Annotated in this window: 20 protein-coding genes; 1 reads left to right on the forward strand and 19 read right to left on the reverse strand. The window is 48.7% G+C overall.

Annotated elements, in window-relative coordinates; translation table 11 throughout:
• Window positions 1-9: 9 nt before the first annotated feature.
• The gene (locus HCJ96_RS04115; protein WP_169209767.1) at window positions 10-876 is read left to right on the forward strand and encodes an aspartoacylase; all 867 of its coding nucleotides are present in this window, start codon (window positions 10-12) and stop codon (window positions 874-876) included.
• On the opposite strand, the gene mutT is transcribed toward HCJ96_RS04115, so the two are convergent.
• From mutT to mraZ, 19 genes are all read right to left on the reverse strand, one after another.
• A complete protein-coding gene (gene mutT, locus HCJ96_RS04120) occupies window positions 868-1257 on the reverse strand; it encodes an 8-oxo-dGTP diphosphatase MutT (RefSeq protein ID WP_169209768.1) in 390 nt (129 codons plus the stop codon). The genes HCJ96_RS04115 and mutT overlap by 9 nt on opposite strands.
• Window positions 1257-3965, reverse strand: coding sequence for a preprotein translocase subunit SecA (gene secA / locus HCJ96_RS04125; protein WP_169209769.1), 2709 nt, complete (start codon window positions 3963-3965; stop codon window positions 1257-1259). Before secA ends, mutT begins: the two co-directional genes overlap by 1 nt.
• A gap of 168 nt (window positions 3966-4133) precedes the next feature.
• Complete coding sequence (locus tag HCJ96_RS04130) at window positions 4134-5015, reverse strand: M23 family metallopeptidase (protein ID WP_169209770.1); 882 nt, start codon at window positions 5013-5015, stop codon at window positions 4134-4136.
• A 158-nt stretch (window positions 5016-5173) separates the two neighbouring features.
• Complete coding sequence (gene lpxC, locus HCJ96_RS04135; protein WP_169209771.1) at window positions 5174-6085, reverse strand: UDP-3-O-acyl-N-acetylglucosamine deacetylase; 912 nt, start codon at window positions 6083-6085, stop codon at window positions 5174-5176.
• A gap of 153 nt (window positions 6086-6238) precedes the next feature.
• Window positions 6239-7402, reverse strand: a complete 1164-nt coding sequence (gene ftsZ, locus HCJ96_RS04140) for a cell division protein FtsZ (protein ID WP_169209772.1) — start codon at window positions 7400-7402, stop codon at window positions 6239-6241.
• Between the two features lie 108 nt (window positions 7403-7510).
• Window positions 7511-8740, reverse strand: coding sequence for a cell division protein FtsA (ftsA, locus tag HCJ96_RS04145; protein WP_169209773.1), 1230 nt, complete (start codon window positions 8738-8740; stop codon window positions 7511-7513).
• 7 nt (window positions 8741-8747) lie between these two features.
• On the reverse strand, window positions 8748-9488 hold the full coding sequence (locus HCJ96_RS04150; protein ID WP_169209774.1) for a cell division protein FtsQ/DivIB: 741 nt from the start codon (window positions 9486-9488) through the stop codon (window positions 8748-8750).
• Window positions 9488-10459: a D-alanine--D-alanine ligase gene (locus HCJ96_RS04155; RefSeq protein ID WP_169209775.1), complete on the reverse strand. Its 972-nt coding sequence runs from the start codon at window positions 10457-10459 to the stop codon at window positions 9488-9490. The genes HCJ96_RS04150 and HCJ96_RS04155 overlap by 1 nt, the downstream gene beginning before the upstream one ends.
• Entirely contained in the window at window positions 10456-11898 is a 1443-nt protein-coding gene (gene murC, locus HCJ96_RS04160; RefSeq protein ID WP_425483731.1) for a UDP-N-acetylmuramate--L-alanine ligase, read from the reverse strand. Before murC ends, HCJ96_RS04155 begins: the two co-directional genes overlap by 4 nt.
• Window positions 11898-12971, reverse strand: coding sequence for an undecaprenyldiphospho-muramoylpentapeptide beta-N-acetylglucosaminyltransferase (gene murG, locus HCJ96_RS04165; protein WP_169209777.1), 1074 nt, complete (start codon window positions 12969-12971; stop codon window positions 11898-11900). The genes murC and murG overlap by 1 nt, the downstream gene beginning before the upstream one ends.
• Complete coding sequence (gene ftsW, locus HCJ96_RS04170; RefSeq protein ID WP_169209778.1) at window positions 12964-14241, reverse strand: cell division protein FtsW; 1278 nt, start codon at window positions 14239-14241, stop codon at window positions 12964-12966. The genes murG and ftsW overlap by 8 nt, the downstream gene beginning before the upstream one ends.
• A complete protein-coding gene (gene murD / locus HCJ96_RS04175; protein WP_169209779.1) occupies window positions 14238-15545 on the reverse strand; it encodes a UDP-N-acetylmuramoyl-L-alanine--D-glutamate ligase in 1308 nt (435 codons plus the stop codon). Before murD ends, ftsW begins: the two co-directional genes overlap by 4 nt.
• 12 nt (window positions 15546-15557) lie before the next feature.
• Window positions 15558-16640, reverse strand: coding sequence for a phospho-N-acetylmuramoyl-pentapeptide-transferase (gene mraY, locus HCJ96_RS04180; RefSeq protein WP_169209780.1), 1083 nt, complete (start codon window positions 16638-16640; stop codon window positions 15558-15560).
• A complete protein-coding gene (locus tag HCJ96_RS04185; RefSeq protein ID WP_169209781.1) occupies window positions 16634-18037 on the reverse strand; it encodes a UDP-N-acetylmuramoyl-tripeptide--D-alanyl-D-alanine ligase in 1404 nt (467 codons plus the stop codon). The genes mraY and HCJ96_RS04185 overlap by 7 nt, the downstream gene beginning before the upstream one ends.
• Complete coding sequence (locus HCJ96_RS04190; protein WP_169209782.1) at window positions 18034-19563, reverse strand: UDP-N-acetylmuramoyl-L-alanyl-D-glutamate--2,6-diaminopimelate ligase; 1530 nt, start codon at window positions 19561-19563, stop codon at window positions 18034-18036. Before HCJ96_RS04190 ends, HCJ96_RS04185 begins: the two co-directional genes overlap by 4 nt.
• A complete protein-coding gene (locus HCJ96_RS04195) occupies window positions 19553-21325 on the reverse strand; it encodes a peptidoglycan D,D-transpeptidase FtsI family protein (protein WP_169209783.1) in 1773 nt (590 codons plus the stop codon). Before HCJ96_RS04195 ends, HCJ96_RS04190 begins: the two co-directional genes overlap by 11 nt.
• Window positions 21325-21654, reverse strand: a complete 330-nt coding sequence (ftsL, locus tag HCJ96_RS04200) for a cell division protein FtsL (RefSeq protein ID WP_169209784.1) — start codon at window positions 21652-21654, stop codon at window positions 21325-21327. The genes HCJ96_RS04195 and ftsL overlap by 1 nt, the downstream gene beginning before the upstream one ends.
• Window positions 21651-22586 (reverse strand): 16S rRNA (cytosine(1402)-N(4))-methyltransferase RsmH, encoded by a 936-nt coding sequence (rsmH, locus tag HCJ96_RS04205; RefSeq protein WP_169209785.1) that lies wholly within the window; start codon window positions 22584-22586, stop codon window positions 21651-21653. Before rsmH ends, ftsL begins: the two co-directional genes overlap by 4 nt.
• Window positions 22583-23041 (reverse strand): division/cell wall cluster transcriptional repressor MraZ, encoded by a 459-nt coding sequence (gene mraZ, locus HCJ96_RS04210; protein WP_169209786.1) that lies wholly within the window; start codon window positions 23039-23041, stop codon window positions 22583-22585. The genes rsmH and mraZ overlap by 4 nt, the downstream gene beginning before the upstream one ends.
• Window positions 23042-23282: the final 241 nt, after the last annotated feature.

Below are 23282 nucleotides of genomic sequence, written 5' to 3' on the forward strand. Positions count from 1 at the left end.
AGTCAGATTATGATTAAACATGTGATGTTTGTAGCAGGAACCCACGGCAATGAAACCAGTGGCATTCAGCTGATTAGAAATTGGCAACGCAGCGGGTGCCCCTATAAATATTCCACATTCGAGCTTTCCAGCATGCTGGCTAACGAAGAAGCAATCAGTCGAAACGTGCGGTTTGTCGATGAAGATCTTAACCGTCAGTTCTCATTAGCAAAGCTAGCTGATCCGCAAATTTCACTGGAAAGCCAGCTCGCAATTGATATCAATGCGAAAATAGGCCCCAAAGGTGAATCCAAATTTGACCTCGTGGTTGATATCCATAACACCACCAGCCAGATGGGTGGAACACTGATCCTGCCGTCGAGTGATGCGTTTTACATCTCCATGGGCAGGTTTGTTAAGCAGGTTTTGCCCGAAGCCAATATTTTGGTTGAGGATGAGGTGGCTTACGAAGCTCACCCTTATTTATGCACGCTGGGCAGGCATGGAGTGATGATAGAAGTAGGCGGACAACCTCAGGGCTTACTCAGAGAAGATGTGTATCAGCTGACAACGCTCCTCGCCGGCGCGATTGTGGCGTTTTGTGATGCCTACAACGAAGACACCCTGACAAACCTTGAGCCCTGCCAGGCGTTTCGCTTTATTCGCAATATCAGTTTTCCGCTAGACGATAACGGTCAGCGATTGGCCATGATCCACCATCAGTTACAGGATAACGACTTTGTTCCCTTATTGCCGGGCCAACCGATCTTCAAATGTTTTGATGGCAGCGAAATAACGTGGGAAGGGGAAGCCGAGGTCTACCCTCACTTTATTAATGAAGCGGCGTACAGCAAACAACATGTGGCGTTCGCTACCGCGGAATCGTTTTTACTCTGAGGTTGTAAGAGCGTCGAGGATAGCCACATTCGCAGCGGGGAAATCCGCAGCGTTGAGTTGATGAATGGAACACCATTTGTGTTGTTGCCCTTCTACTCCGTGCGGTTCGCCATCAAAATCAATCACCTCCCGCACCAACAGGGCGACGCGTTTGTCGCCATAATCATGGGTAATATCTATTAACGGCTTGCATCGTTTGACGGCAATGCCTACTTCTTCCTGCAATTCTCTTTTTAATGCAGCCACCACGGTTTCACCGGCATCAATTTTGCCGCCGGGGAATTCCCATTTCCCCCCCTGGTGCTGATGATCAGGACGCAGACAGATAAACACCTCATCTGCCCTGCGAATTACGCCAACGGCCACCTGTACTGTTTTCATTAACTGAGTTTACCGTGACACTGCTTGTACTTTTTGCCTGAACCGCATGGGCACGGATCGTTACGCCCTACTTTGGGTCCTTCTCTCATCGCGGTCTGAACGCGACCACTTTCGGAGTTCGGCGTCGCCGTTGAATCTTCGTGTTTGAAGTTTTTCGGTGTACTGTTTGCCTGACGACGTTGCTCTTCAACTTTCTCTACATCAGACTCGGCTTTTACCTGCACGCGACTCAATATGGTAATGACTTCCACTTTAAGTGCTTCAAGCATCTGTGAAAATAATTCGAAGGACTCGCGCTTATATTCCTGTTTAGGGTTTTTCTGTGCATATCCACGTAAGTGGATACCCTGCCGCAGGTGGTCCATCGCCGCTAAATGCTCTTTCCAGTGACTGTCCAAATTCTGCAGCATGACCGCTTTTTCAAACTGGCGCAGCACGCTCTCACCAACAACCTTCTCTTTTTCAGCATAGGCTTCGTCAATGTGGGTAAGAATGCGTTCACGCACTTTCTCTTCGTACAGCTTGTCATCGTCGTCCAACCATTTTTGCACAGGTAGGTCGATAGCGAAGTCTGCTTTTAAGCGCTCTTCCAGAGCAGGAACATCCCACATTTCTTCAAGCGATTGCGGTGGAATATATTCGTCGATGACACCATTAACCACATCTTCACGAATTACCTTAATGGTTTCGCTGATATCGCCTTCGTTGAGCAATTCATTACGTTGTTCATAAATAACTTTACGCTGATCGTTGGCGACATCATCATACTCAAGTAACTGCTTACGAATATCAAAGTTGCGCCCTTCTACTTTACGTTGCGCATTTTCGATTGCCCGTGTCACCCACGGGTGTTCAATCGCTTCGCCGCGCTCCATGCCCAGTCGCTTCATCATGCCCGCCATCTTTTCAGAAGCGAATATACGCATCAGTGCATCGTCCAACGACAAATAGAAACGGCTTGAACCCGGATCGCCCTGACGGCCTGAGCGACCACGTAACTGGTTGTCGATTCGGCGAGATTCGTGACGCTCTGTACCTATGATATGCAAGCCGCCGGCTTCGAGTACTTTGTCGTGACGCTCTTTCCAGGCCGCTTTGATTTTTTGAATCTGCTCGTCAGTGGGGTTTTCCAACTTTTCCACTTCTGCGTGCCAGTTACCGCCCAATACAATATCTGTCCCACGACCCGCCATGTTAGTAGCGATAGTCACAGCGCCTGGCTTGCCAGCCTGTTCAACGATATCCGCTTCCTGAGCGTGAAATTTAGCATTAAGGACCTTATGCGGAATCTTTGCTTTTTTCAGTACCCGCGACAGCAATTCAGAGTTTTCAATTGAAATGGTACCCACCAGTGAAGGTTGACCACGTTCGACACACTTTTTAATGTCTTCGACGATGGCTTCGTATTTTTCTTCAGCAGTTAAGTAAATTAAATCGGCTTTGTCATCACGGATCATCGGTTTGTTGGTTGGAATGACCACCGTTTCCAGACTGTAAATATGCTGGAATTCAAATGCTTCTGTGTCCGCCGTACCTGTCATGCCGGATAATTTATTAAATAAGCGGAAGTAGTTCTGGAAGGTAATTGAAGCCAGCGTCTGGTTTTCGTTTTGAATACGCACGCCTTCTTTGGCTTCTACTGCCTGATGCAGGCCTTCAGACCAGCGGCGCCCCTCCATGGTTCGACCGGTATGTTCGTCTACGATAACGATGCTTTCGTCATTGACGATGTAATCGACATCTTTCTTAAACAGCTTATGTGCACGTAACGCCGCATTGATATGGTGAAGTAACGAAATATTACCCGCATCAAATAATGACTCTTCCTGTGGCAAAATGCCTTCTTCTTTAAGAATTTGCTCAACGTGGATCTGACCGTTTTCGGTAAGATGAATTTGACGTGCCTTTTCATCTACGGTGTAGTCGCCATCGCCCGGGTTATCTTCTTCGTCTTCTTTTTCCTGCTGGACCAGTTTCGGGATCACAGTGTTAATTCGACGATACAGCTCTGAGCTGTCTTCAGCGGCACCGGATATAATTAATGGCGTACGCGCTTCATCAATTAGAATCGAGTCAACTTCATCCACTACCGCGTAATTAAGTTCCCGCTGTACCCGGTCTTGTGGGCTAAACGCCATATTATCGCGCAGATAGTCGAAGCCAAATTCGTTGTTGGTGCCGTAGGTAATATCGGCTTTGTAGGCGTCGCGTTTAGTTTCAGGCGCCATTCCGGGAATATTGCAACCTACCGTCATTCCGAGGTAGCTAAATAAGGGCCTGCTCCAGTCAGCATCACGTTTGGCCAAATAATCATTCACGGTCACCACGTGAACGCCTTTGCCCGATAACGCGTTTAGGTAAGTTGGCAGCGTCGCGGTCAGGGTTTTACCTTCACCTGTACGCATCTCAGCAATTTTACCTTGATGCAGGACTTGACCACCTAATAACTGCACATCAAAATGGCGCATGCCAAACACACGTTTACTGGCTTCTCGCACGGTAGCAAAGGCTTCAATCAATAAATCATCTAACGACTCACCCTTTTCTAAGCGCGCCTTGAACTCTGCTGTTTTTGCCTTAAGTTCATCATCGGTAAGCGCTTCATAATCAGCTTCCAGCGCATTAATGGCGTCGACAGATTTTTGTAGTTTTTTTAATAGTCGGTCATTTTTGCTACCGAAAATTTTCTTAATGACACTTGCAAACATGTTTTTGAGATCCCACTACCAGTACTCAACGATAACGTATTACCAAAGAGCAATTAAACGTAAGGCGGCACCGGCAGTGCCTTCGCACTTTCAACCGACCTACCGCAATGTGTTTTGTATTTAGTTCTTATTACTTTTTACTTATTACTTTTTACTTACTACTTTTTACTATTCCAGGCCATCGACATAAAGCAGCGGATCAACATGTTGTCCATGCTTTAACACCTCGTAATGAACGTGTGCACCTGTAGAGCGCCCAGTACTGCCCATTTGTGCAATCACCTGCCCTTTGGTAACAAGGTCACCCACCGCTACATTCAGCGTTTGATTGTGTGCGTAGCGGGTGGTAAACCCGTCGATGTGGTCAATTTCAACCAGCTGGCCGTAACCGTAGCGATCGCCAGCCCAGCTGACAATACCTGCGCCTGTCGCTACCACGTCATCGCCCATACTGCCAGCAAAATCCAGACCGGTATGCTCAGCTGACTCACCAGAAAACGGGTCCTCACGCATACCATAAGAGGACGATAACCATCCTCGCGTGATCGGGCGGCCAGACAATTGCGCCTGACTGTCGATATGGTGTCCCCTTAACAAACTTTCAAGCATGGAAAGTTGTGATTGCTTGGCAGCCAAATTTTGCTGGAGCTGATGAATTTCTCGCTGCAATGGATTGCTAAACGACGCGACCTCTGCCCCGCGCAGTTCAATAGCTTCTAAGTCACTGTTTTTAATACCCAACGACTGTGCTATTAAATTGACCCTGCTGTTCAATTCATCCAGTTGGACATTCGCCTGGGCAACATCCTGATTAATTATCGCCATTTGTGATGACGAGCGATTATTCAACGCATTCAACTTTTGTTGCGCACGTTCAACAATTTGCTGCGACACGCTCACCCGAGCGAGATCTTCATTAACCGAATCGATAGAGCGACTGGATACCAAAATAAACATTGACGCCAATACGGTGATACTGAGTAATCGACGTGCACTGATCGAGCGCTCGTAGTGCCTTTTCTCACCGCTGATCGTTAATGTTAATTTCATGGTCTACCCTGTAAAAAATCGAGCACTAGTTTACCTTTGAATGGCGCTGGGAACAAATATGAAGACACTTTTTTTGCCACCACATTACAACTTGCAATTATTCAACGGCAAACAAAAAAGCCGCCTAAAACGGCGGCTTTCTTAATTGGGTCTTTCAATTATGCCAGCACGGGCGAAGCATAACGAATCGGAACTTCGTCCTGGTTTTCATAGGTAATGAATTCCCAGCTGTCTTTGTCATTCAATACGGCATTTAACAATTTATTGTTTAAGCCATGCCCGCTCTTGAACGCTTTCAATTCGCCAATAATACTGTGACCACCTAAATACAGGTCACCTACGGCATCGAGTATCTTGTGCTTGAGGAACTCATCTTCGTAACGCAGGCCTTCTGGATTAAGAATTCGAAATTCATCCAGTGCAACCGCATTTTCCATGCTGCCACCCAAGGCCAGATTATTCGCGTTCATATACTCCAGATCGCGCATAAACCCGAAGGTTCTGGCACGGCTGACTTCATTCACATAAGAGCACGAATCGAAATCCATGATCATATGTTGACGCGTCTGACTGATCACCGGGTGATCAAACTCGATACGAAAATCTACACGGAAGCCATCGTGCGGGCGTAACTCCGCCCACTTATCGCCTTCGGTTACTCTTACCGGCTTTTTGATCCGAATGAAACGCTTAGGTGCATTTAATTCTTCGATTCCGGCAGTTTGTAGTAAAAATACAAACGGACTGGCACTGCCATCCATGATGGGCAGTTCGTTGCTATCAACCTCGACAATAATGTTGTCTATACCTAACCCTGCTAATGCAGACGCCAAGTGTTCTACGGTGTGAATGCTAACACCATCCTCGTTATTCACACACGTACATAACATGGTATTCCCAACTGCATTAGCGCGTGCAGGAATATCTACATGAGGGTGCAGGTCAATACGTCTGAACACAATTCCTGTGTTGGCAGGCGCAGGCCGGAGAGTCATGGTGACCTTCTCCCCTTTATGTAGACCAATTCCAGTCTCTTGAACTGAATGTTTAATTGTACGTTGCTTAATCATGTTGTTTGTTGCTTTTTACCTGTTCCAAAAGCGGCCGCGAATTATAGTGAGTGATTACCCACTTGTCAAAAAATTACAATTCTTAGCTCAATGATGGTAAACCATCAGCTTTTGACAGCAAAACCGTGTAAAAATTCCTCTGTTAGTGAAAGATTAGTCCGCTTGTTTGCGTAAAAACGCAGGTATATCTAAGTATTCAAGATCGTTGCCAGGTTGCGCTTCATCTTCAACCTTTAACGCTTGATTACCGTCTGTACCACCTACACTTCTTGACTCGTGTACCGAACTGACACCGAATTCACGTGCTGACGTGGTCAAACGCGTTCCTTCAGAACTGACAAGAGAAATATCAGGCTTGCGCTCAGCGCCAATACCCGTTGCAACCACGGTAACGCGAATTTCATCAGCCAGTTCCATATCGATAACGGTACCAACAACCACGGTGGCATTTTCAGAAGCAAAGGCTTTAACTGCGTTACCTACCGTTTCGAATTCGTCAATTGCAAAATCAGGCCCACAAGTAATATTTACCAGGATGCCACGCGCACCAGACAAATCAATATCTTCAAGTAACGGACAAGCAATCGCTGATTCAGCCGCTTCTTCGGCACGATCAGGGCCTGACGCCACACCACTGCCCATCATCGCGGTACCCATTTCCGACATCACGGTTTTGACGTCGGCAAAGTCGACGTTAATCAGACCAGGACGGGTGATCAGTTCAGCAATACCTTGAACTGCGCCACGCAATACATCGTTAGCGGCACTGAATGCCTGCAATAATGGTGTACCAGGCCCCATTACCTTAAGCAGTTTTTCGTTAGGAATGGTGATCAGTGAATCAACATGCTTAGATAATTCAACGATTCCCTGTTCAGCAAACGCGGTACGCTTTTTACCTTCGAAAGGAAACGGCTTGGTCACTACCGCTACCGTAAGTATACCCATTTCGCGGGCTATTCTGGCCACTTCTGGCGCAGCCCCTGTGCCCGTGCCACCGCCCATACCTGCGGTAATGAAGACCATATCGGCACCATCTAAAGACTGGCGAATGGTTTCGCGATCTTCTTGTGCAGCATCACGACCGATATTTGGATCGGCACCCGCACCTAACCCTTTAGTTACGTTAGAGCCTATTTGCAGAGTAACGTCTGCACTTGAGCTACGCAGCACCTGTGCATCTGTGTTTACTGCAATAAATTCGACACCTTCAATGCTTTGAGACACCATATGCTCAATCGCATTTCCGCCGCCACCGCCTACGCCGATGACTTTGATTACGGCTTCTTCGCCGTGACTATCCATTAATTCAAACATACTTACTCTCCGGTTTTGTACGTCTTACCGCACTAAGTCATTTCACAAACTGCCGATTAGATGCCTCCGTGCTAATCGTTATGTCCTGACTTTAGCGCCCCTAAAAAATTAAAATTCACCTTTGAACCAGCTTTGCACGCGGTTGATAAACGAATCACCGCTTTTAAGCTTGCTGACTTTTTTATTTTCCGTTTGCATTTTACCGTAGTGGAGCAAGCCCACTGCGGTTGCAAAACTGGCGTCATCTGTGTATTCAGACAACCCCTTAACATTTAATGGCTTCCCTACTCTAACAGGCATCTGGAATAATTCCTCGGCAAATTCGACTGCCCCCTCCATCTTTGCAGTACCGCCTGTTAGTACTAATCCTGCTGCAATCTGCTCTTCAAAACCACTGGCACGTATTTCATCATGCACCAGCTCAAACAATTCCTGATAACGAGGTTCAATAACTTCTGCCAGTGTATGACGCGACATCGCGCGTGCAGGTCGACCACCCACACTGGGCACCTCGATATTTTCTTCCATACTGACCATGTCTTTCAATGCACAGGCGTAATTCACTTTAATTTCCTCTGCATTACTTATGGGTGTGCGGAAAATTTTTGCGATGTCACTGGTGATCTGATTACCCGCCACCGGAATTACCGCCGTGTGACGAATAGCACCATCTGTATAAATGACAATATCCATGGTGCCGCCACCAATATCAACCACACATACGCCTAATTCACGTTCATCATCGGTCAATACCGCATAACTTGATGCCAGCGCCGAAAAAATGATTTGATCAACACTTAACTCACAGCGCTCAATGCATTTCGTCAGGTTTTTAGCCATATCATCGGCACAGGTAATGATGTGCGCATCAGCTTCCATCCTGACCCCTGACATGCCCACGGGGTTTTTAATACCTTCCTGCACATCTATGGTAAATTCCTGCGGCAACACATGCAGTAATCGGCGTTCTGCCGCGATAGGCACAGATCGCGCTGCGTGAATAACGTTGTCAACGTCATCCTGAGTGACTTCCTGGTTGTTGATGGGCACCATGCCGTTTTCATTCTGACATTTTACATGACGACCACTGATAGACATGAAGACTGAGGACACGCGACAGTCTGCCATCAATTCCATTTCGTTCACCGCACGCTGCACCGATTTAACCACCAGGTTCAAATCGTTAACACCGCCTTTGTCCATTCCCTTAGCGGCATGGGTACCTACGCCAACAATGCTGATTTGATCGTCGTTTACCAACTCGCCGACCACAGCCTTAACCTGGCTGGTGCCAATATCAAGTCCTACGATTAAATTACGTTCAGTCGGTTTCGACATGGAAATACTAACTCTCTTCTTTATTGTTGTTTTTTGTCTCATCAACCCAGCCTACTGCTAACCCGGTGTCATATCTGAGATCCACATAGCGCACTTGCTTTGGCTGTTTAGCCAAAAGCGGATAAATATCTACAAACCGCTGTAAGCGGTCAATGAATTCCTTTCTTCCCAAATTCAGCTGCACATCGTTGTCCAGTTGAACCTGCCATGCAAACCGCTCGCTTAGTGACAGTTCACGTATGGCTATTCCCATTGTCGCCAGCAGCGAATGCATGGCGTGATAACCTTCTAACGCCGTTTTCTCACTGCCTCCGGGGCCAAACAGTTTTGGCAACTGCAGTCCAGCGGCGGTGGCATTAAACGTTTCCCCGTAGGGATTCAGCAGCATATCGTCGTTCCATTGTGCCACTGGCGTTTGTTCTACCAGATAAATTTTCAGCTTATTCGGCCACTGTTTGCGCACCGAAGCGCGATATATCCAAGGCTGCGCTTCTACCAACTGATACACCTCGTTCACATCCAGTGAAAAAAAACTCCCTGGCTGCGATTGTCTTATCAGTCTTTCAAGTTTAACCACATCCACGTGCTGGTAATCACCCGAAAAATCGACCGCCTGAACTGGCATGCGCTGTTCGTCCTGCAGCCAGTCATAGGTTTTAACCCCGGCTACGACCAACCCAGTCAGCACTAGTACCAGAAACACGATACCTGACCAGAAGGTGGCTGAACGAGCACCCAGCTTTGACATTAACGCCAGTCCACTTTATCGGCGGACGCCGCTGGCATACTGGTGGCTAATATCGCCAAGCACAGTGCTTCAAAATCCAAACCGGCCTGCTTCGCCGCTTTGGGTACCAGACTTTTTTCCGTCATACCCGGTACCGTATTGGCTTCTAACAAATAAAACTCACCACGCTTATTTTGCATCACATCGATGCGTCCCCAGCCTCTTGCTGATAACGCCCTGAATGCGCGGCTGGATAGCGTTGCCAATTCTGCTTCCTTATCCGCCTCTAAACCACTTGGGCAAAAATATTGCGTCGTATTATCCTGGTATTTAGCAGAATAATCATAAAACGTGTGGGGTGTAGACATGCGAATGGAAGGCAACGCCTGGCCTTGCAGAATGCTTACAGTAAATTCGGCGCCATCTATGTATTGCTCTAGCAGGACCTGATTATCGTATTTGAATGCGTCCTGGATTGCTGTTTCCAGCTGTGCTGCACTTGTCACTCGGGCCATTCCTATACTCGAACCTTCCCGAGCGGGTTTGACCATGACCTCATTCCCCAATTCGTCCATTATAACGCTGCACGATCCAGCTTCAAAGTAGGATTTATCAGCAATTTGATATTTTGCAGTTGGCATATTCAAACACTGCCAGATTTGTTTGGTATGGATCTTATCCATACACAAAGCTGAGCCTAGCACGCCACTACCAGTATAAGGAATTTTCAGCAGTTCCAGAGCCCCTTGCAATGTACCATCTTCGCCACCGCGACCATGCAACATAATCACCACACGGTCGACCTTTTCCGCTAGTAAGTCGGTGATTGGTCTGGTTGCCGGGTCAAACGCAAAGGCGTCCACGCCCTGACGTTGTAACGCACTTAGTACGGCTTTGCCTGATTTAAGCGATACTTCACGTTCGGCGGACTCCCCGCCGAACATCACCGCCACCCGGCCATAATCCGCTGCAGGATAAGACAGAAAACTCATTGTGCCTCTCCTTTTAAAACGTTCGGTTCCAATTGACTCGCTGCCAATTGTTGGGCAATTTGACCGATGTTACCCGCGCCCTGGGTCATCACGATATCGCCATCCTGAATGACGTTCGCCAGAATCTCGCTGAGCTTTTGCTGGCTGCCCACGTAAATAGGCTCCACTTGTCCACGTAAGCGAATCGAGCGGCACAGACTTTTACTGTCAGCCCCTTCGATAGGCTCTTCATTTGCCGCATACACGTCCAGCAGCAACAACACATCAACACCTGACAGCACTTCTACAAAATCTTCATATAAGTCGCGCGTGCGGCTGAAGCGGTGGGGCTGATAAACCATCACCACCCGATTGTCCGGCCAATTGGCTCTTGCCGCCGCAATGGTGGCTTTTACTTCCGTCGGATGGTGGCCATAATCATCTACCAGGGTGACGCTGCCAATGCTGTTTGTAAACTGCCCTAACATTTCAAAGCGACGCCCGATACCGCCAAAGTGCGCCAGCGCTTTTACGATAGCGTCATCAGCAATACCTTCTTCGGTCGCTACTGCGATGGCTGCCAGGGCATTAAGCACATTATGCATGCCTGTCAGGTTTAAAGTGACATGCAGGCTGGCATGGCCTTTTCGCTTCACTTCAAACTTTGCCTGACCAAAACTTAATGTGACATTAACGCCTTGCACATCATTATCGGAATTGAAACCGTAACTGATGATACTGCGCCCAATGCGTTCACGAATTGACAGGATATTTTCATCATCCCCACAAACGATGGCCTGACCGTAAAACGGCAGATTATGCAAAAATTCTAGATAGGTGTCTTTCATGCGCGCGAAATCACCATCATAGGTATCCATGTGATCTGCTTCAATATTCGTCACCACGGAAACAATGGGCTGCAGATGCAGGAATGACGCGTCGCTTTCATCCGCTTCGGCAATCAAATAAGAACCCTTGCCTAATCGAGCATTGGTACCTGCACTGTTAAGCAAGCCGCCAATCACAAAAGTGGGATCGAGCCCGGCCTCAGCAAATATGGTCGCTATTAAGCTGGTAGTGGTGGTTTTACCGTGAGTGCCAGCCACAGCGATACCGTGACGAAAACGCATTAATTCTGCCAGCATCTCCGCTCGGCGGATAATAGGAATTCGATTTTCCCGCGCGAACTGAATCTCTGGGTTTTTCTCATTAATTGCACTGGAAACCACGATCACGTCTGCGGCTTCCACATTTGTCTGGCTATGCCCCTGATAAATGGTGGCACCCAGACCCTGCAACCGTTTGGTCATACTGTTTTGCTGAATGTCGGACCCGGCCACCCGGTATCCTTCATTTAGCAGCACCTCTGCAATACCGCCCATACCGGCGCCACCGATGCCGATGAAGAAAATGTTTTTCACCTTCTTCTTCTGTGGATTCTGGAAATCAGCTGCCATAATCATGCTGCAGTCTCCATTATTAATTCACACTCGCGCACCACGTTTTCTGTTGCATTGGGTTTAGCATGTTCACGCGCCTGTCTGCCTACGGCCAAACACGCATCATGATCATTCAACCATAATCTGACCGCTGCTCCCAGGTTATCTTCCAACTGTGATTGCTGGATCATAACCGCCGCCTGATGATTGACTAATGACATCGCATTTAATGTCTGATGATCATCCACAGCATGGGGGAGAGGGACAAAAATCGCTGCGGTACCTGATGCTGCGACTTCAGCTACCGTTAAGGCTCCAGCCCGACAAATAATCATATCAGCCCACGCATAAGCCCCGGCCATATCTTCAATAAACTCTGTAACTTTCACTTCACCTTCACTATCTTCATAGGCGGCATTCACCTCAGCAGCATTACCTTTGCCACACTGGTGCCAAATCGATAACCCTTGTAACTTTTTACACGTAAGCGGCACCGTAATATTTAACGCCCTTGCACCTAAGCTTCCTCCCACCACCAATAAGCGCATAGGCTGATTGATAGACTCTTTATTGGCGGCGTTAATAAACGCTTTGCGCACGGGATTGCCCACGATAACACAACGATCTTTGGTATGATTGAATGCGGAAATGGCCTCTTCAAAACCCAATAGGATTTTTCTCGCAATTCGTCCCAGTAAACGATTGGTCATGCCTGCTTTTGCGTTTTGTTCATGAATGAGAACCGGTATGCCCGCCAGCCATCCTGCCGCACCGCCGGGCCCACTAGCATAACCACCAAAACCAATGATTAAATCTGGTGATACCTGTTTAATAATTTTTCGGGCTTCGATCACGCTCTTCAACAGAGCGAATACGCCAGTAACACGTAAAAACAGTCCTTTGCCGCGAATTCCCCTGACTTTGACGTAATGAATAGGGAAACCTCGGGCTGGCACAACCTGAGCTTCCATACGATCTGCTGTACCCAGCCAGTCTATGTGCCATCCTTTATCACGCAATGCTTCTGCAACCGCTAATGCTGGAAACACGTGACCGCCGGTACCGCCTGCCATAATTAAACATTTCTTAGTCATGCGATGCCCCCGCCGATACCGACGAAAGCATGGCTTTCAATTTTTGCTTGGCATCTTTTTGCTGTTGGCGACGTGCTGACTTTGCCTTAATTTTTCGATCAAGTGCCTGTACACCCTCAACCCTTAGTTCAAAATCGATTCTAAGTAAGATCGCGGTCGCCACTGTCATCACGATAATACTGGAGCCGCCATAACTCACCAAAGGTAAGGTCAACCCTTTGGTAGGCAAAATACCCGCACTCGCACCAATATTCACTGCGGTCTGAAAACTGAACCATAAGCCGATGCTGTAGGCCAGATAGCCTTCAAATGGCCGTTGCTTAAGTAACGCCTTGTTGCCAATTTGCAGTGCACGCATGGCTAACCAGAAGGTCAGCATTAACACCGCCACAACGCCCACAAAGCCCAACTCTTCAGCCAGGATGGCCATGACAAAATCGTTATGTGCTTCGGGTAAAAATTCCAGTTTCTGTAAGCTGTTACCCAGGCCCTGGCCGAACCAGTTTCCACGACCATAAGCCATGAGTGACTGGGTTAACTGATAGCCGGTACCGAAGGGATCTGCCCACGGGTCCAGGAATGAGGTCACCCGCCGCAGGCGGTATTCTTCAAATACAATTAACGCAACCACTGCCATCAGACCAACGAACACCAGGGCGAAGAATTGCCATAATTTTGCGCCCGCTAAAAATAGCAGACCGATAGTGGTGGCAAACATCACCACCACCGTTCCCAGATCGGGTTGCGCCAGCAACAAAATCGCAAGCACAAAGAACACCACCAGCGGTTTGATAAACCCTTTCAGGTTTTCGGTCACTTCTTCGTATCGACGTACCAGATAGCCCGCCAGATAAGCGAAGAAAAACAGCTTAGCGGGCTCCGCCGCCTGAATGGTGATGGGGCCAATGACTAACCAGCGCGTACTGCCGTTTACGTTGCGGCCTATCAGCAACACCGCAACTAATAAGCCAATGGCGAGCAACAGCAAGTACGGGTTACTAATACGCCAGAACTGCATCGGTAGCTGCAATACCACCATCGCGGCAATTAACGCGATAATGACATAAATGCCATGTTTTATGGCGATGTAAAAAGGTGCATCGTACAATTTTGCTGAGACCGGCATGGACGCAGAGGTTACAATGATTAAGCCGATTGACATTAATGCCAGAGCGACAATAACCAGGCCAACATCGTAAGGGCCGGAATGCTCTGTCGCACCGTGTCGCGCGTTGAACATAGAGACCAGGCTGGTTGCTTTATTGCTCATGCCACCACCTTACGAATCGATTCATAAAACACTTTGGCGCGGTGCTCATAGTTTTCAAACATATCCAGACTGGCACACGCAGGGGAAAGCAGCACAATGTCATCAGGCCGGGCAATTTCATGCGCGGTTCTAACCGCGTCGTACATTGAACTGACGTAAGTTGCATGCGCAGTTAACGACGCAATTTGTCTACCGTCTTTACCTAACGCAATAACGTAATCAACGAATTCATCGATAGCGGGTTTAAGTGCGGTTAAATCCGCTCCCTTGCCGTCTCCGCCGGCAATAAGGATAAGTTTGCCTGATTTGATCGCACCAATCCCTGTAATTGCCGCGTGGGCTGCGCCGACATTGGTGGCTTTAGAGTCATCAATCCAGCTGATCCCGTTGTGCAATGCAATCTGCGTGCACCGATGGGGCGCTGGAATAAAGCTGTATACAGCTTCCGCAGCTTCATCCCGCGGTAATCCCATAGCTTTGGCCAAACCCAATGCAGCCTGCACATTTAAAATATTGTGGGTACCTACCAGAGGTAACCTGGCGATTTCGAGCAAGGGCTCCGCTTCGTAGGTAATCCAGCCATCGTCAACCGAAAACCCTTCGCTGCTGGCATCGATGCCAATGGTGGTAACCGGAATATTGCTGTCAATCGGATACGTCTCTGGATGACCGCGCCAGACAACGGCATGATCGCAATGGGTGAAAATACGCTGTTTGGCCTGCAAATAAGCAGACATGGTTTTGTGGCGATCGAGGTGGTCGTCAGACAGGTTTAACAATGCCGCTGCAGCCAGGTGTAGCGAGTGGGTCGATTCCAGTTGGAAGCTGGACAGTTCCAGTACTACACTATCATAAGGTTCCTGAGCAACTTCCAATACTGGTTTACCCACGTTGCCAGCGGCGACGGTTTTTAAACCGCACACTTTAGCAATATGCGCCAGCAGTAAGGTTACCGTGGTTTTTCCATTTGAGCCGGTAATACCCACTACTTTACTGTTAGTGACCCGTGCAAACAGTTCGACATCGCCAATTATTTCAACGTTTGCCGCGCGCGCATGTGCAATACCCGGATGGGTCAAATCAATGCCGGGGCTGACCACCAGCACGTCGACGCCTTCCCAGAATTGTGATGATGGCGTGCCGCGCTCAACCGGCTCTGACACATCCTGTGGAATGATCGCCGTTTCACGGGTATCCCACACTTTAAGGCTGGGATTGAACTGGCGCAAAAAACGCAGGGTAGCCTGACCGGTTTTACCCAGCCCGGCTACTACGACCGTTTTGTTTGCCAATTCGTTTAACATTATCTGTTTTCTTTACCGTAACTTAAGGGTCGCTAGACCCACCAATACCAAAATTAAAGACATGATCCAGAAACGCACTATGACGCGCGGCTCAGGCCACCCTTTCAATTCAAAATGGTGATGGATAGGCGCCATTCTGAAAATGCGCTTACCGCGCATTTTAAATGAGCCCACCTGTAAGATGACCGATAGCGTTTCCATCACAAATACACCACCCATTATAATCAATACAATTTCCTGCCGGACCAGTACCGCCAGAATGCCCAGCGTCCCCCCTAATGCCAGAGAACCTACATCGCCCATGAACACCTGTGCAGGATAGGTGTTGAACCATAAAAAGCCTAATCCGGCACCCACTATTGCCGTGCACACGATAACCAGTTCACTGGTCATTGGAATATGCGGAATATTCAGGTAGGTAGAGAAGTTTACGTGCCCGGTTACGTAGGCAAAGATGGCAAAGGCGCCCGCCACTAGAATGGTAGGCACAATGGCCAGCCCGTCCAGTCCATCAGTAAGGTTTACTGCGTTGCTGGTGCCAACTACGGCAAAGTATACAATCACCAGATAGAATAACCCGAGCTGTGGCATTACGTTTTTGAAAAACGGCACTAACAGGGCTGTCTCTGAAGGCAGCACAGCCGTGCTGTATAAATAAAAAGCCACACCAATAGCGATAACCGACTGCCAAAAGTATTTCCAGCGGGCAATCAGGCCTTTAGGATCTTTACGAATTACCTTACGGTAATCATCGATAAAGCCGATGATGCCATAGCCAATCACCACACTTAGGGTGACCAGTACATAGCGATTAGTTAAGTCAGCCCATAACAGCACGCTGGTGACAATGGCCGATAAAATCAACAGGCCGCCCATGGTCGGCGTACCCGCTTTAGACAAATGGCTTCGCGGGCCATCATCGCGTACGGTCTGTCCAATCTGCATTCGCTGCAGGGCACGAATCATTTTCGGCCCGATAATTATTGCAATAAGCAATGCCGTCAGGGTGCTGAGTATTGCCCGCATGGTCAGGTACGAAAAGACGTTAAACGCCGATTCGTACTGCGTTAGCCAGTCAGCCAGCCAAATTAGCATGCGATACGCTCCCGACGGCGATCAAGCTTTCCCACGGGGGAGTCCTCGATAGCTGCGACAACCCGTTCCATCCGTGAACTACGCGAACCTTTTACCAAAATAGAAATATCACGTTGTTCTATAGCGAGGGTATCTTCCAGGTTATTTATCAGACTTTCAATGTCACTGAAATGATGACCGTTAGGGCCAAATACCGCACTGGCACATTGACTTAACACGCCTAAGGTAATAATGGTATCAATGCCTTTATCCAGCGCGTACTGTCCAACTTGTTCATGGTAATAACGTGCTTTCTCGCCCAGCTCTGCCATATCGCCTAGAATCAGTACCCGCTTGCCGGAAAAGCTGGCTAAGGTATCAATGGCGGCTGACACTGATGCCACATTGGCGTTGTAGGTATCGTCTAACAGGCGCACCTGGCTGGTCAGCATTTTGACATTCAAGCGGCCTTTGACCTGGGCCATATTCAGCAAACCGTCACGCACGTCGTCCAGCGTCGCGCCCACCTGCAGTGACAGTGCCGCAGCCACCAGTGCATTGCCCACATTGTGGATACCCGGAATGTTCAATTGAATGGACACCTGCCCTTGCGGACAAATTAATTCAAATTCGGCACAGCCATTGAGTCCTACAGTGATTTCCTGTGCGGTAAAATCAGCTTCGTTTTGCTGGTCAGGAGAAAATGTTAACACGTTGTTGTAGCGCAGTTTGCCACGCCAAAGGTTAGCGAACTGGCTGTCAACGTTGATGATGGCTACACCATGTTCATCCAGCCCCTTGAATATTTCGCTCTTTGCACGCGCCACGCCAAGCAGGCTGCCGAAGCCCTCCAGATGAGATGCTGCCGCATTGACAATGGTCGCTACATCAGGCTTGACCAGATTGGTGGTGTAGGCAATTTCACCTAAATGATTGGCGCCAAGCTCCATCACCGCAAAATCGTGGTCTGGCTCAAGCCGTAATAAGGTTAACGGCACGCCGATATCATTATTAAAGTTGCCTTTGGTAGCTAGTACATTGCCACGTCGTGACAGGATGGCCGCAGTCATTTCTTTTACGGTGGTTTTGCCCGAGCTGCCGGTAATCGCAATGGTTTTTGGATTCACTTCGCGTTTTACGGCCGCACCTAGTTCACCCAAGGCCTGCTTGGTATCTCTAACGTAAATGACGGGTAAATCTGTCTCTATTTTTTCACTGGCGATCACCGCACTCGCACCGGCATTCTGCGCATTTTTGACAAACGCATGGCCATTAAAATTGTCGCCGACCAACGCTAAGTACACGTCGCCAGATTGTAAGGTGCGGGTATCGGTGCTGATGTTGGTTACCTCACCATCCTGCCCTTCTAACCGGCCGTTTGTTTGTTGCGCAATCCATGACAGCTTTGTTGTTATCATTTGCTGTACTCCTGTTGTAAACGGGCTATTACTTCTCGCTCGTTATAATCGGTGCGATTGTTACCAATGATCTGATAATCTTCGTGGCCTTTACCGGCAACCACAATTAAGTCGCCAGGTTTACTCTTGCTCAGGCAATAGCGAATGGCCTTTTCTCTATCTGCCTCAAAAACCGCTTTTTCAGGTCGCGTTAAACCCTGCTTAATCTCTTCGGCAATCGCTGCCGGCTTTTCCGAGCGGCTATTATCGGTGGTAATAATAATATGGCTGGCATTCAACTCTGCCACCTGCCCCATCAATGGACGTTTACCTTTGTCTCGATCGCCACCGCAGCCAAACACGCACCAGATATCGCCCTGGGTGTGCTGTTTAGCGCTGGTTAATACTTTTTCCAATGCATCCGGGGTGTGTGCGTAATCTACCACCACGTTACCTGATTGATTGAACGGAAATATTTCCATGCGACCTGGTACAGGATGCACATTGCCGATCACCTTGATGATCTCATCAAAGCGTTCACCCTGCGCAAGCAATGCGGCAACTGCGCTTAAGGTGTTATAAATGTTAAAGGTTCCAAATAGTGGAATGCTAACCTCAGCACTTCCCCAACTGCTTTGCAACGTAAAGCTGCATCCTTCAGCATGATAGCGAACGTTTGTGGCAATGCAGTGGCTTTCTGAGGTGATTTGCGGGTCAACCTCATTCACCCCTGTCCAGATGATGTTAAGCTTGCGATCAGCGAATTTTTTCCAATTCTGGCTTTCTGGATCCTGCGCGTTTAACACCACCGTATGCAAACCCGCCTGCTTTAACAATTGACGTTTGGCCTGCGCGTATTCGTCCATGTTGGCATGATAATCAAGGTGGTCCCGACTGAGATTAGTGAATACAGCAATATCGGTTTTTACCTGACTGATGCGTCCTTGCACAATGGCGTGAGAGGAAGCCTCAAACGCGGCCTGCCCCGCATCCAGCTGTACAAACTCAGCCAGAATGTACTGAATACGAATAGGATCAGGGGTCGTAGTCCCATCAGGTTCAGGCGTGTATTCAGTTTCTTTGCCTTCATACAAACCGTGACCTAACGTGCCAATTGCGCCACTGCGCGTGCCCAGCATCGATTTAAGCTGCGTTGCCAGCTGCACTACTGACGTTTTGCCGTTGGTTCCGGTTACCGCAATGGTGGACATTTTTTGCGCTGGGTAATCATAAAATGCTGCGGCCAGCGATGAGACCATGTCGGGTAAGTCGTACAGGGAAATGATCACACTGCTGCCACGCATTTCCAGGTGACCATGTTCAGATTTATCTTCGGTTTGCGCGAGGATGACTTTTGCGCCCAGACTGATTGCTTGTGGAATAAAATCACGACCATCAAGGGCGTGCCCTTTGACCGCCACGAAAGCCAGACGCGTGGTGACTTCACGGCTATCAAGAGTGAGTCCACAAATACGAATGTCGGGTGCATCTACACCAAACTTTGCCATCAACGCACGGGTACTTTGAACGAATGCACTAACTACCATTGCCCGCTCCTTTTAACCACTGAGTTGACGTAACCTGACGATCATCAGGCGGTACGTTCATGAGTTGAAGCGCTCCCCCCATAATTTTGGAAAATACCGGGGCTGCGGTATCACCGGCATGGTAAAGATCGCCACCCGGCTCATTAATAAGTACGATCGTTACCAGCCTTGGGTTAGTCAGCGGGGCTAAACCTGCAAAAATGTTTACATACTCTTCACCATAGCCGCCGGCTACCGCTTTTCGGCTGGTACCGGTTTTACCCGCAACACGGTAGCCCTGCACTTTGGCCTTTTTACCCGAACCATCTTCCTGCGTTACGCTTTCCATCATATCGATGATCGCTTTGGCATTGTGCTCGCTGATAACGCGCTCTTCGTGCGGCTTCCAACTGGTGGATTGGGGCTTATGGACAATATTTAGCGGGCGCTTGATACCGCCGTTGGCCAGTGTGGCATACATGCGACCCAGCTGTGCGGTGGTCACTGATATGCCGTAACCAAACGACAGCGTGGCCAATTCAAATTCAGACCAGCGACTACGTTCGTGAAATATGCCATTGGCTTCACCTGGCATATTAGTGCCCGTATCGGTCATCAGGCCCAGATTATAGTATGTGTCCAGTAAAAAGTTTTTAGGAACGGACAGCGCGAGTTTCGAGGTGCCCATATTACTGGAATGCTGAATGATTTCTTCCAGCGACAGTTTACCGTAGTTACGAAAATCTTTAACCAGACTGCCACCTAGTCGCATCCAGCCCGGCGAGGTATCGATAATGTCATCCACCTGAGTCTGACCAAATTCCAACGCAGCTAACACGGCCAGTGGTTTAAGTGATGAGCCCGGCTCAAATGCGTCGGTAATCACACGATTGCGCATCCGATGCGCAGAAACGTTGTCACGATCGTTGGGGTTGAAAGACGGTGCGTTGACCATAGCCAGAATGTCGCCACTTTCCACGTCTACCACTAATGCCGATGCTGAGGTGGCTTTGTAATACAGCATGGCCTCTTTGATTTCGCGATAAGCCAGGGCCTGTATCCGCTGATCGATGGTCAACTGCACCGTACCAGCCGCTTCACCTGCTTCTGACTGTAAAATCTCCACCTGACGGCCCTTGGCATCACGGCGGATCACCCGAGAACCTGGCGTCCCGGTGAGCCAATCGTTGTAAAGCCGCTCCAGCCCCTCGATGCCGTTATCGTCGACGTCGGTAATGCCTATCAGTTGTGCGGTAACTTCCCCATTCGGGTAGTAACGACGGCTTTCCTGACGCAGGTAGATACCCGGTATTTTCAATTCTTCTACGTACTCGGCCATCGCGGGCGATACCTGACGCTGTAAATACACAAAGCGGCGTGCGGGATTGGTGACTTTGCTGCGCAGCGACTCCACGTCCTGACCCAACACTTCTGCCAGTGCTTCCCAACGGCGATGCTTTGACAGCCCATCTTGCTGATGGATAATTTTAGGATCAGCATAAATAGCGCGAACCGGCACACTCACCGCCAGTTCTACCCCATTACGATCGGTAATTAATCCCCGGTAGCTGGGCATGTTGCGGGTTCTAAGGGTGCGGTTATCGCCTTGCTGAATTAGATTATCCGGCGATATCACCTGAATGTACGCAGCGCGCACAGCCAGACCGGTAAACACCAGGATTATGGCCATTAATACAACCACAAAACGCCAATGTACCAGCGAAGGGGTGACGTTTTGCTTCGCGCCAGTGCGTTTGTTAGCTGAGCGGATTGCAATGGTCATCAGAATCGCACCACCACTTCTTCATCTACCGTCGGCCGACGCATGTTAAGATGCTTCTCCACCAGCGCTTCGATACGGTTGTGTTCAGTCAACGCACGTTGTTCTAACACCAGGTTGCGCCATTCCACATCCAGCGCATCTTTTTCTTCCATCTGCTGTTCCAGCGCGATAATTTGCTGGCGATTGTTGTGAGTACTTAAAATGACCGCAAAGCCGCTGACGATAACCATTAAATACAACAAAACCCGCAGCTTGTTGCGGGTAAGATCACTGATTAAAATCAGCAGTAAATTAAAGTTTGTCGAAGATGACTTGTCAGATTTGCTCATAGCTTCTGTGCCACCCTAAGTACGGAGCTTCTGGCCCGGACATTTTTGTCTATTTCTGCCTGACTGGGTTTAATCGCTTTGCCCATTCCTTTGAGTACTTTGTCAGCATCGATTTCTGCCTGCGTAATAGGAAGGCCCGCAGGGACAGATTTTCCTTTGCTTTGCTCTTTGATAAAGCGTTTTACCAGCCGGTCCTCCAAAGAATGAAAAGAGATAACCGCTAGCATTCCGCCAGATTTCAGTACGGCAGTCGCCGCTTTGAGCCCTTGTCTGAGTTGATCAAGCTCAGCGTTGATATAAATTCGGATCCCTTGAAACGCGCGTGTGGCAGGATGCTTATACTTATCTTTGACTGGCACCGCTTCATCAATCAGTTTTGCCAGCTGCAACGTGCGTTCAATAGGAGTGTGTTGACGCTGATTAACAATCGCATGGGCAATACGTTTACCGAATTTTTCCTCACCAAATTCTTTGATGACCTGTGTTATATCCTGCTCTTCGGCATGCGCCAGCCATTGCGCTGCGCTTTCACCACGCGTGGTGTCCATACGCATGTCTAATGGACCATCACGCAGAAAGCTGAACCCACGTTCGGCGTCATCCAATTGCGGCGACGACACCCCTAAATCCATTAACACGCCATCAATCTTACCCGCCAATTCCTGTTCGCGCAGTGCGTCAGCCATTTCTGCAAATGGGCGGTGGATAATGGTAAAGCGCGGATCGTCGGCGAGTAACCTGGCTGCTTCGATCGCTTGTGGATCGCGGTCGAACGCAATCAAGCGTCCTTTGTCAGATAAGTGCTGGAGGATGGCGCGTGAATGCCCACCACGGCCGAAGGTCGCGTCTACGTAAATTCCGTCAGGATCGATGGCTAATGCATGGATGCATTCGTTTAGAAGCACCGATGCATGAGAAAGTGGCGCGCTCATAATGAGAAATCCTGTAAACGCTCGGTAAGTTCAAAATTACCTTCGCGTTCCGCTTCCATATCAGTTTCAATTTGACCAGCCCAGTTTTCCGCACTCCAAACTTCAAATTTGTTCAGCTGACCCACTAACATCACTTCTTTTTCAAGGCCAGCATGCAGACGCAATGGAGAAGGCAGCACAAAGCGGCCATTTTTGTCCATTTCAGCTTCAGTTGCATAACCTAGTAAGAGACGTTGCATACGACGTTCGGCGGGAACCATACTGGAGAATTTGCTGAGTTTCAGCTCGATTTCTTCCCATTCGGGAAGTGGGTAAAGTAGCAAACAGCTTTGCTGTGTGTCGATGGTACAAACCAGTTGTCCGTTACAATCATCAAGCAGTGGCTGACGGTATTTTGTTGGTATTGCCAGCCTACCTTTTGTGTCAAGATTGATTGCATTAGCGCCGCGGAACATTCCCCTAGCCTTTTATATTATGTTGCTGCTGTTTTTCTAGTCTGTGTGTGTTCTGGTTTGTAGTAATTTGCTAATCGATCCACAATTTGCCACTTTTACCCACTGGTTGACAGTTTAGGTACCACCTTGCCCCACTGTCAAGCAAAAAAATGAGCGGAAACCCACGTAACTGCTGGCTTATAACTGTTTTTGCATACAGTGGTAGCGGTAAAGTCGCTGAATTAGTGCGAGAAAAAAGGCA

Origin of the sequence: Alteromonas ponticola, from assembly GCF_012911815.1 — a bacterium.
Lineage (GTDB): Bacteria > Pseudomonadota > Gammaproteobacteria > Enterobacterales > Alteromonadaceae > Alteromonas > Alteromonas ponticola.